This window comes from Mesorhizobium sp. M7A.F.Ca.US.005.03.1.1, from assembly GCF_003997975.1.
GTDB classification, from domain to species: Bacteria; Pseudomonadota; Alphaproteobacteria; order Rhizobiales; family Rhizobiaceae; genus Mesorhizobium; species Mesorhizobium ciceri.
Genome location: NZ_RZRO01000154.1, coordinates 1 through 10,217 on the forward strand (window position 1 = coordinate 1; position 10,217 = coordinate 10,217).

11 protein-coding genes and 1 pseudogene are annotated in these 10,217 nt (G+C 61.8%); 5 read left to right on the forward strand and 7 right to left on the reverse strand.

Going from position 1 to position 10,217, the window contains the following annotated elements:
* On the reverse strand, nt 1-1,077 hold a 1,077-nt coding region (locus tag EN990_RS33580; protein WP_245469236.1), incomplete at its 3' end, for a serine hydrolase domain-containing protein.
* A gap of 341 nt (nt 1,078-1,418) precedes the next feature.
* Here EN990_RS33580 and hisC point away from each other — a divergent pair.
* The 5 genes from hisC (at nt 1,419) to EN990_RS33605 (ending at nt 5,338) form a co-directional block, all read left to right on the forward strand.
* The gene (gene hisC / locus EN990_RS33585) at nt 1,419-2,534 is read left to right on the forward strand and encodes a histidinol-phosphate transaminase (protein ID WP_127370449.1); all 1,116 of its coding nucleotides are present in this window, start codon (nt 1,419-1,421) and stop codon (nt 2,532-2,534) included.
* Nucleotides 2,535-2,552: 18 nt separating this feature from the next.
* On the forward strand, nt 2,553-3,323 hold the full coding sequence (locus EN990_RS33590; RefSeq protein WP_127388545.1) for a TetR/AcrR family transcriptional regulator: 771 nt from the start codon (nt 2,553-2,555) through the stop codon (nt 3,321-3,323).
* A 54-nt stretch (nt 3,324-3,377) separates the two neighbouring features.
* A complete protein-coding gene (locus tag EN990_RS33595) occupies nt 3,378-4,115 on the forward strand; it encodes a LuxR family transcriptional regulator (RefSeq protein WP_127388546.1) in 738 nt (245 codons plus the stop codon).
* Nucleotides 4,116-4,189: 74 nt separating this feature from the next.
* Nucleotides 4,190-4,798, forward strand: a complete 609-nt coding sequence (locus EN990_RS33600) for an acyl-homoserine-lactone synthase (RefSeq protein WP_127369819.1) — start codon at nt 4,190-4,192, stop codon at nt 4,796-4,798.
* A 120-nt stretch (nt 4,799-4,918) separates the two neighbouring features.
* Complete coding sequence (locus EN990_RS33605; RefSeq protein ID WP_164766207.1) at nt 4,919-5,338, forward strand: LysR family transcriptional regulator; 420 nt, start codon at nt 4,919-4,921, stop codon at nt 5,336-5,338.
* On the opposite strand, the gene EN990_RS33610 is transcribed toward EN990_RS33605, so the two are convergent.
* From EN990_RS33610 to trbK-alt, 6 genes and pseudogenes are all read right to left on the reverse strand, one after another.
* Nucleotides 5,330-5,557, reverse strand: coding sequence for a DUF2274 domain-containing protein (locus tag EN990_RS33610; protein ID WP_127369821.1), 228 nt, complete (start codon nt 5,555-5,557; stop codon nt 5,330-5,332). The two genes, EN990_RS33605 and EN990_RS33610, sit on opposite strands and share 9 nt — an antisense overlap.
* Complete coding sequence (locus tag EN990_RS33615) at nt 5,554-6,768, reverse strand: TrbI/VirB10 family protein (RefSeq protein WP_127369822.1); 1,215 nt, start codon at nt 6,766-6,768, stop codon at nt 5,554-5,556. Before EN990_RS33615 ends, EN990_RS33610 begins: the two co-directional genes overlap by 4 nt.
* Nucleotides 6,765-7,829 carry a P-type conjugative transfer protein TrbG gene (gene trbG, locus EN990_RS33620; protein ID WP_245469237.1) on the reverse strand — a complete coding sequence of 355 codons (1,065 nt, stop codon included), beginning with the start codon at nt 7,827-7,829 and terminating at the stop codon, nt 6,765-6,767. Before trbG ends, EN990_RS33615 begins: the two co-directional genes overlap by 4 nt.
* A complete protein-coding gene (gene trbF, locus EN990_RS33625) occupies nt 7,826-8,512 on the reverse strand; it encodes a conjugal transfer protein TrbF (protein WP_127370603.1) in 687 nt (228 codons plus the stop codon). Before trbF ends, trbG begins: the two co-directional genes overlap by 4 nt.
* Nucleotides 8,509-9,878: pseudogene (trbL, locus tag EN990_RS33630) on the reverse strand (P-type conjugative transfer protein TrbL). The gene trbF and the pseudogene trbL overlap by 4 nt, the downstream one beginning before the upstream one ends.
* Nucleotides 9,875-10,217: putative entry exclusion protein TrbK-alt (gene trbK-alt / locus EN990_RS33635; RefSeq protein ID WP_127388547.1), on the reverse strand; the 343-nt coding region annotated here is incomplete at its 5' end. The gene trbK-alt and the pseudogene trbL, both read right to left, overlap by 4 nt.

A 10,217-nucleotide genomic window follows, 5' to 3' on the forward strand; every position in this document is an offset into this window, starting at 1 on the left:
GGTTTGATCCCGCGTCAGGACCACCATGTTGGAGGCGCCCACGTCGCTGCCGGAATGCCCGACGAAATCGTGCCCGTTGATCGGCTCAGAAACCCAGCCCAGCCCCTGGTACGAAACCAGTTCCGGATCGACCTGGTCGTGCAACATGGCGGCTACTGCGCGTGGCGACAAAATCGCGCACTGGCCGGTTATTCCGCCAAGCATGCCACGCAGGATTTTTGTGAGGTCGGCTACCGAGCAACGAAGCATTCCAGACGGGACATCAGGATATCCCTCCTGCGGCAGCTCGTTGAACGCGCCTTTCCCATATTCATAAGGCTTGGCGAGAACGTTTGGTGCAAACTCTTTCAGATACCAATGCGCATTTCGAACACCCAGCGGTTCGAATATGTTCTTCTGGGTATACGCGGAAAAGCTCTGCTTGCTGATGCACTGGACCGCATAACCTGCCAACGCCACCCCGACATTGCAGTAGCTCCATCGATTGCCTGGCTTGGCTGGGCAAAACGACGTGGTAGGCGAATAGTATGCGCCACCCTCGACAAGAAAGTCCTTTAGAAAGCCCTTCAGGCTTTGCGTCGGATCTCCGTCGGTGGCCACGTCCAGATCGTCGTAGCCTTTATCCGAGATACTGGATGTGTGCGTGATCAGCTGATGCGGCGTGATCGGCAAGCTCGGGTGGCGAGGGTTCTTGATCCGAAAGTCGATGAACTTGTTGATGTCATCGTGCAAATCGTAGCCCTTCCGCTCAAACAACTGGACCAGGGCCGTGGCGGTGACCAGTTTGCTGACCGAAGCCAAATGCATTGGCGTGTCCGCGGTCAATTTGCGGTTTTGCGCCAGATCGGCAAACCCGAAGGCCGCAGTGTAGCGCGTCGCGCTGTCTCTGGAGGCGATGGCGACGGCGGCTCCTGAGACCTTGGCGGCCGCCATGCGTGCTGGAAGGGAGGCTTCGAAATCGTGTCGCCAGGCTTCGAACGACTGCCCCTTCTTCTCGTCTGCGGATGCAACGCGCCCCTGGGGAACAAGCAGCCCCGCCAAACCCATCTTGAGCAACGAACGTCGGGTCGAGATCATAATGGATTTCCCTTCCTGGACATTTTCGGATTTGCGGCCTGCGCACGAGGCCTTCGCTGATACGACCCAGGTTGCACGCCTATCCGCCGGCACTCTGGCGCCCAAGTCGCCCGGTGCGAATTGTTCCATCCCTTTCCCACACTGCATGTGCCCATCGAAGCCACCTACGATGGTCGGTGCAGTGTCTCAGTGTCCGCCGCTTTGAGATTTATTGTTCAGTGGACAATAAAAACATTATGTATATACCTTTGCCGTGTCAACGACATTTTTTGCCCGGATTGGCCTCCTCCCTGGCGGGGGGCAACCGACGCGAATAGCGAGAAAAAGGAGAAGGTAGGATCATGCAGTCATTTCCGAACGACGCCATCTGCCCTCGGCAGGAAATCGCCTCTCTTCCCGTTTACAACGCTGGAATATCGGCAGTTGCCGCGCGGCGGGTCAGTGGCCTGCAAGACATTGCGGCATTGGCAAGCAACGAGAATCCTTACGGTTCATCGCCGGCAGTGTCCGCCGCCCTGGCATCACTTGTCCCATCGCGCTACAGCGACCCGGCGTCGGCTGCGCTGCGGCACGTGCTTTCGGAAAAGCTCGGCACCTCCTCTGATCAGATCGTCTGCGGCAATGGCTCGGAGGAGTTGATTGCAGCACTTTGCCGCGCGTATCTGCAAAAGGGTGATTCGGTCTTGACCGTCTCACCGTGCTTCGGCTTGCACGAGATCGAGCCCATGGCGGCCGGTGCACAAGTGCTCAAGGTGCCGATGACACCAGCACTCGATTATGACGTGGACGGGTTGGCGGATGAGCTCACACGCAGACCAAAGATCGTTTTCGTCTCATCGCCTTCCAATCCGGTGGGGCGGGCCTTGTCGCGTAGGGCACTCGACCGGCTGCTTGACGCGGTGCATCCCACGACATTGTTCGTGTTGGATGAAGCCTATTTCGAGATGATCGACTCCAGCTATCCGGATGGCTTGCAGGTGCTGGGCGGTCGCTCGGATCTTTCCTGGGTTGTGCTACGCACCTTCTCCAAGGCCTATGGTCTCGCCGGCTTGCGTGCGGGCTACGGCATCGCCTCGGATGAACGCATCGCCAGGGCGATGCGTTCATGCATGACCCCGTTCAACGTCAACGCGGCCGCGCAGGCTGCCGCAATTGCCGCGCTCCAGGACGAAGCATGGATGCTGCAGACCACGGCCAAGATACGGCACGACCGAAACATCCTCGCCGATCGCCTGGCCGGATTGGGTGTCCGCGTTGTCCCGTCACAGACCAACTTCCTGTTCCTCGACTTGGCGACCCAAGCTGCCCCTGTGGCTAGCGCCCTGATCAAAAAAGGCATAGTCGTCAAGCCATGGATGGAGGCCGGCTATCGTCACTTTCTGCGGGTGAGCATCGGGACAACAGGGGACAATGAACGATTTGCGACAGAAGTCGGGCACATCCTCGGCCTCGCATAGTGGTGACGGAAAGCTGCCTTGAACACACAGTCTTCCACCAAGAAGCGCTCGGTCGGTAGAGCAGGCGCTATCGGCTTGACGCGGGAGCGCGTTGTGGAGGCCGCCATTGCCCTGATCGACGACGAGGGAATAGCCGGATTCTCTGTCCGCGCTCTCGCCCGCCGGCTCAACGTCTATCCGGCCGCCCTGTACTGGCATGCGGGCGGCGCCAAGTCGGATCTGCTTGCCGAAATTTCGGGCGCGCTGATTGCAAGCCTGATGACACCCTCGGATCTGCCGGACGATTGGCGCGACACGATCCGGCTTCTATTCCGCCGGTTTCGCGCGCGAGTCCACGAGCACCCCAGGGCCGCACCCCTGCTCGGTCCGCATATCCGCTCCAACGGCGCGCCGAATGCACCTTGGGTCGAGATCATTCTGACTGCGCTCACCCAAGCCGGATTCGAGGATCAGGCTTTGATCAATGCCTTCAATTCAGTGGTTGGCGCCCTGGAAGGCTATATCACGATGGAACTCGCCGCAGACGGCGCTACCGAAGACTCGGAATGGGTAGAAACATTTAACGCAGGCCTTGATGCGCTTGACCCAGCGCGGTTTCCGTTGGTTACGCGATACCTGCCGCAAATGTACAACCGGTCGTTCGTGATGCGCTGGAAAAGCGGGAACGTCGCCCCGCTCGAGGATGGTTACGACTTCCTGATCGAAACCCTGATCCTGGGACTGGAGGCGCAGGCCAAACCTGGCCGAAACAGGGATAAGGACGCTGGCGAGCAGACCACGGATAGATAACCAGATTACGGGCGCAGCGCGCGTCCCGGCCTAGTACTGGACGCAGGAGTACATATGGCATGGTTTAAACGCATCGACGATACGTACGAGCTTCTGAACAATGTCGGTAAGAGCTCAACTCAACAGGAAATATGCCGACACATCCTTGGCTACGCCGGACGCATTGGCGCGACCAATCTTCTGGCAGGACTAATTCCCCCACCCCAAGCTCTGAAACATGATCAAGCTTCGCATGTCATTCTCCATGCCTGGCCAGAACAATGGTCCGAGCGATATTTTTCAAAGGGCTACCTATATCGCGATCCAACGATTCAACTTGTGAACCGGGGCAGCACGCCCTTCCTCTGGAGCGAGATCGATAACCTATGCAAGGTCTGTCCTTTCGGCCGCCGGATCATGGACGAGGCAACCGACTTCAGATTATGCGAGGGTTTGACAGTCCCGTTTGCCACATTGGATGGGCAGCCGGTCGGGTTTTCCGTCGCGGGAGAAAAGCTGGATCCGGATCCCCACGACCGTCTCGCCTTTCAGTTGGTTGCAGCTTACGCTTTCGGCTGCGCGGCTGTTATCACTGATGCAAAACGCGATATCCGGCCGGCACGTTTATCTCCGAGACAAAGGGACGTTCTGCGCTGGGCAGCGGAAGGCTTGACTGTCGATGAGATCGCTGACCGTCTCGCTGTAAGTCGCAACACGGCAGACACTCACCTGCGGGCGGCGCGCGAGAGGCTCGGAGTAGCAAGCACAGTGCATGCTGTCGCGGAAGCCTTTCGTCACGGTCTGATCGCCTAGCTCACGCAATCGCGTGATGCCGCCTTCTACAGGAAGCGACCATTGGTTGACCTCCAAACTGGAGGATAACCGAGATGCTTCTTGTGGTTACATCGCAGAATTCAGAAGAATATCAGGCGGAGCTGGAACAGGCGTTCCGCCTTCGCCACAAGGTCTTTGTCGAAGAAAAGGGCTGGACGGATCTGCGGCGCGCAGATGGTCGTGAAATCGACCGGTTCGACAATGAGCACGCAGTCCACATGCTCTTTACGGCTGAGGAGCGCGTTGTCGGCTACCAGCGCATGCTGCCTTCGACCCGCCCCCACTTGCTCTCGGAGGTCCTGTCGGACCTTTGCGAAGGCCAACGCCCCGTGGGCGAAAACATCTGGGAATGGACGCGCTACTGCGTCGAGCCGCAGTACCGAGAACGGGGAAGAATGCTGAGCCCGGTGGCGAATGCGCTTTTGTCAGGCATCGTCGAGTGGGGCCTGGACAGAAGCATCGATACGATCATCATCGAGATGAACCCTCTCTGGCTGCTGCGCCTGGTCCAACTGCATTTCAGGGTGACGCCGCTGGGGCTGCCGAAGATCATAGGCGGTGAAGAGACAGTGGCGGTGACGGCGAGCTTCGATGAACGCACACTCGCCAGATTGCATGAAACGCGGAAGGCGAGCCCGCCGACTGGTGCGATTGGCAACTGAGGCGCTCGCCCCCAAACCGGGGGGCTTTGACCAGGTACTTCAATGGGGCAGATAGGCGGGCGACTGGACAGTTCGCGTGGTGGGCGCGGGCCACAATCACTTCCAGGTGGAGGAAGCGCCATGCGGCGACGCGTCCAACTCATCACGCTCGAATGCGCCCTCATCGTGTTCGAGGAGGGCAGCTTCCTCGGCGCCTCCCGACGCATGGGCATCCACCATTCCGCACTGAGCCGGCGCATCCGTAGCCTTGAGCACGCGGTGGGAACAATTCTTTTCGAACGCCACGCAGGCGGAGTCCGACCGACCCTGGCCGGCGCACGACTCCTGCGCAATCTTCGCCGCGTTCTGACTGATCTCGACGGCACACTCGCCATGGAGGAAACGGACCGAAGAGAACAGGCCGGCATCCTGCCGGGCGGCTTTGAAATGGCGGTGCATGCTACCGAGCTTCTCGATGCGGTTGCCGACTTCATTCGCAGCAGGCCCGACGTCGCCCTGCGTTTCGTGGAAACGAAGCGCGCCACGGTCCGCCTATCCTGATTTCGTGTCGCGTCGGGCCCGGCTGAACGCGCGGTCCGTCGCCATGAATCGCACCAGCATCGGCGCAATCAGCCTTACGGGATCGGCGACCGTCTGTCCCGTCTCGCGGCCCAGCACTTCGGCGTAGGCGACAAGATCTCGATGAACGGCGGCAGGCAACTCGACCGTAATCTTGACTGGCCGCTCATCCGGAATTGCAGAGAGTTTCAGCTTGCTCATGACGGTTCCTTCGGCACGCCGTAAGGTGCCAGGACAAGGTCGCGATTGACGATGACACGGACCGGGAACCCTGGTCGGACGGTGAGTGTCGGCTGGACGTTGAGTTGATTTCGCACGATCTGCTGACCGATATTGGAGGCCGAATCCTGCGCGCTCTCGCGGATCGCTTTCGCGATATCGCTTTCGTCGTCGCTGGAGCCAAGCGACGCTCCAATACCAAGCAGGGTCGAGAGCGCTGCGGCCCGGAACAACTGGCCCCAGTGATGATCGATCTCGTCCTCAAGTCCGGAGAACCCTTGGGTATCTGCGCCTTGCTGGCGCTCCAGCACGATCGAGGCGCCGTCCGGCATGATGAGCCGGTTCCAGACCAGGAGTACGCGAGACTGACCGAAGGCGACCTGGCTGTCATACTGACCAACCAGTTTTGCACCCTGGGGGATCAGGAGATATACCCCTGACGGGCTGTCGTAGACGTTCTCCGTGACCTGAGCGGTAATCACGCCGGGCAGGTCGGAGCGGATGCCGGTAAGGAGGGCCGCGGGTATGACCGTGCCGGCCTGGACGACGTAGGGCGAAGCCTTCGCCTCGAGCCGATCGGGACTAACGGTGCGACGATCCGGCTTGGCGTTGACGAAGGCGAGTTTGCTGTCCTGCGTATCTTGAGTGGACACTGCATCAGGCACCGTCGGTTCGGCCGGCGGCGTCAATCCGGACTTGGTGTCCGCGATGGAGGTTCCAGCGCCGGTACCCTGCCGCAACGGAGCTGTCCGCGCGCTGGTTTCCGTGAAGAGCTTTGCGACGCGCGCGGCCTCGATCTCGGCGAGGCGGCGCTGTTCTTCCGGATCGACGCGAGGCGTTCTGATGTCAGGCGCAATGGCGGGCCTGCCCTGCTCCTGCGCGCGCAGGATCGGTCGGCCGAGATCGCCAGGCAGCGCGGGCCCGAGCTTTGGAACGCCAGCATAGTCCTTCGGCAGCGTCTGCAGCCCGTCAGCGGTCGAGCGGTTTTCCGTGATGAAGAGTTCGGATGTTGGTTCCATGCCGCGCCGCCTGCTGTCGAGGGCCCAGATCAATGTGCCAAGGATGGCAACACTGGCGACCCCGCCCAGACCGATCAGCACCTTGCGCGAGAGTCGCGTCACCCTGGCAGGCTCGGGGCGCAGACGCAGTTCAGCGCGGATGTCCCGGTTCAAGCCATTCGTTGGGTCGCTCATCTGAACAATCCTGCGCTATGCCGGGGCCGGCTCCCATCGGTGCGCACGATGCGGACGCGCCTCTCGCTCGTCTTGCCGCCGAGTCTTAGTTCGGCAGCGGCAAAGAGGCGGTCGACGACGTAGTGATTCTGCCGGGCGCGGTAGTTGACCAGCTCGGAGCCCCCTGACGGGCCGATGACGAAGAGCGGCGGCATCTCGCCCTGGCCAATGCCAGACGGAAACTCGATGTAGACCTTCGCGCCATCGTCGAAGGCGCGCAGCGGCCTCCAGGGTGCGGCGTCACCCTCGATGCGATAGCGGAAATTGAGTTTCTGGATGTCGACGCCGGCAGCGACTGGCTGTGCTGCGGACGCCTGTGCGTTCTGGCGCCGCAGCGCGATCAACTCATCCTGCGGATACTGCCATGATACCGAGGCCATATAGGTCTTTTCGGTCGATCGCAGCTCAAGATGGTAGGTGCGGCGATCACTGTTGATGACGAGGTTCGTCTGAAGGTCAGATCGAGTCGGCTTGACGAGGATGTGGACCTGTAGCCGCTCCCCTGCCCCGCTCTGCGTGTCGCCGATGATCCAGCGCACCGTGTCGCCCGCGGCGACGGGTCCAGAGCCGACGAGCTGTTCACCCGGCTGCAGCGCGATGTCGGTGACCTGACCGGGCGCTGCATAAATCTGGTAGAGCGCACCTTCGCTCCAGGGATAGAGCTGGATCGCGTTGATAAAGCCGTCGCGGACCGGCTGCATCCGAGCGGTCTCATTCGCCTGACTGATCCGCTGTCTGGGATCGGCCGGCTCGGGCTTCGCCCTGCTGATCCCGACCGGCTTCAGCTGACCCGGGAGCGGAAGCGGTTTCGGCAGTTCCACCACCTTTACCGGACCGGGCGGGCCGGCCTTCTGCACGGCGGGGACCGCATCGTCATACCGGATCTCTGGCGGGATGTATTTTTTCGAGGCGCAGCCGGCGAGCGCCGTCGCTGACAGCAATGCCAGAGCAAGCGAACGTACCCTTGTGATGTCGCGGGCGGTCCGTCTCGTCGTCTTGCGCGTTCGTGCCGCGGACATCATGAAAGCTCCTTCGACCAATTGATGGCGTTGACGTAAACGCCGAGCGGATTCGCCTTCAGCCGGTCGGCGTCGCGGGGTTGCTGAATGACGATGGTGATTATGGCGGTCCAGCGCTCGGTGCTCGCCAGGCTGCCGTTCTCGTAGCGACGCTCGGTCCAGGCGACGCGGAACGAGTCCGGGGAAGCCCGGATGACGCTGGAGACCTCGACCGCGATCTGTATCTTGCCGACCTTGGCAAAAGGATCGTTCAGGCGCGCGTAGTCGTTGAGAGAGACGGCGCCGCGATCGGTCGTGTAGTCGTAGGCGCGCAACCAGTTCTGGCGGACGATGACCGGATCGTCCGGAATGCTTCTCACCTCTTCGATGAAGCGGGCGAGATGCCATGCGGTCTGCGGATCGGTCGGATGATAATCGGCAACAGCCGGAGCGATGGCCTGCGCCTCGCCGAGCTTGTCGACCTGAACGATCCAAGGGACCACCGACCCGCGCGTCGACTGCCAGACCAAGGCCGAAGCGAAACCGCCGGCCAGGACGAGTGAGCCGAAGGCCATCAGCCGCCAATTCTTTGCTTGTACACGGGCTGAACCGATGCGGTCATCCCAGACCTGGGCGGCACGCTGATATGGCGTCTCCGGCTGCGGTGTTGTTCCGTACCGAACGGAAGATCGTCTGAAGAGGTTCATCGGCGTTCGTCCTGACTGAGGGAAACATTCATCGAGCCACCGCCATGGTCGCCGGAGCGGAGGGAATGCGCGGCCATGCTGGCCCCATGGCTCATGGTCTGGCCGCGCTTCATGCGGTTGGCCCATTCCGGCGGAGATCCCGCACCGGCCTCACCGCCTGAACTACGCCCAGAAGCCGCTACTCCCGATGGCTGCTCCCCACCGGTCGCAGTCCATGCGGCCGAGCGGCCGGCCTGCTGGCTGAAAGACAGGGCTGACGCCGCGCGCGATAGCGCCTGCTTCACCGGCTGGACAGAAGCGCCGGCCCCGGCGCTGGCGACGCCAGCCAAGCCGGCGGCGATCGAGCCTGCGCCGCTCTGGCCGGATGTTGCAGCGGCAAGGCCGTAAGCAGTCGAGGTGCTACCGGCCAAATGCGCGCCGCCACGTGCGGCGGCCGCGGACATGCGCCCAGCTGCACTGAGCGCACTTGCGCCGCCGCTCAATCCGGCGCGGGCGCCCATGGCACCGGCGGCACCAAGACCGGCGGCAGCGAGACTTGTGCCGACAGCAGCCCCTGCCCCGAGCTGCGGCGCACCGGAAACAAGGCCCGTCGCAATACCAGGACCAAAGATCGAAAGACCCATCAGTGACAGGGCGCCCAGCACGAGCGACAGCGCATCCGTGATTGTGGGCTGTTCGGCGCCGAAGCCGCGGGTGAACTCGCCAAAGAGACCCGAGCCGATGCCGACGATGACGGCGAGGACGAGGATCTTCACGCCGGAGGCGACGATGTTGCCGAGCACTTTTTCGGCGAGAAAGGCAGTCCTGCTGAACAGTGCGAAGGGGATCAGCACGAAGCCGGCAAGTGTCGTCAGCTTGAATTCGATCAATGTGACGAAGATCTGGACGGCGAGGATGAAGAAGGCGATCAGCACGATCGCCCAGGCGGTCATCAGCACCGCGATCTGGACGAAATTCTCAAAGAACGAGACGTAGCCCATCAGCTGGCTTGCGGCTTCGAGGATCGGATTGCCGGCACGATGCCGACCTGCGCAACGCGTCCCGGCTGCAGGAGGGCGGAACCCGAAAGTGCCGATCCCCCGGCTTTCAAGCCAAGTCCGGAAAAGCTTTCGAAGACGATGCCGGCGAGACGGTTGAAGTTGCCGATGATGAAGGCGAAGAAGCCTATATAGAGCGTCTTCTTCACCAACCGGTGCAGTACGTCCTCGTCCGCCCCCCAAGCCCAGAACAGGCCGGCGAGCGTGATGTCGATGACGATCAGGGTGGAGGTGAGGAACGCGACTTCCCCGCCGAGAAGGCCAAAGCCTGAATCGATGTAGCGGGTAAAAGTCTCCAGGAAGCGGTCGATGACGCCGGTGTCGTTCATGGCGCCACCCCGCTCTGGTGATGGTCTTCCGTACCCGGCGCGGTCGATGGCTGAAGCGGCAGAAGCCGGCTCTGGTCCTTGTCAACCGAGGGATCCGCATAAGGTGAAACATGTTGTGGCGACTGCAGGAAACGCCGGCGGTTTTCGGCCCACGACTTCCTGCAGGCCCGGTCAGACACGGCGGCCATGCCGATGCTCCGGCATCGCGCAAGTTCGATGCTTGCCGGCTCGCCGCCCGGATGCGCGGAGCGCGGGGAGGACGTGTCCGGCGAGCCGCTGCCGCGCAGCACCATGAAGGCGGCGGTCATGGCGGCGCCAAGGGCAAGGACGGCTGTCATC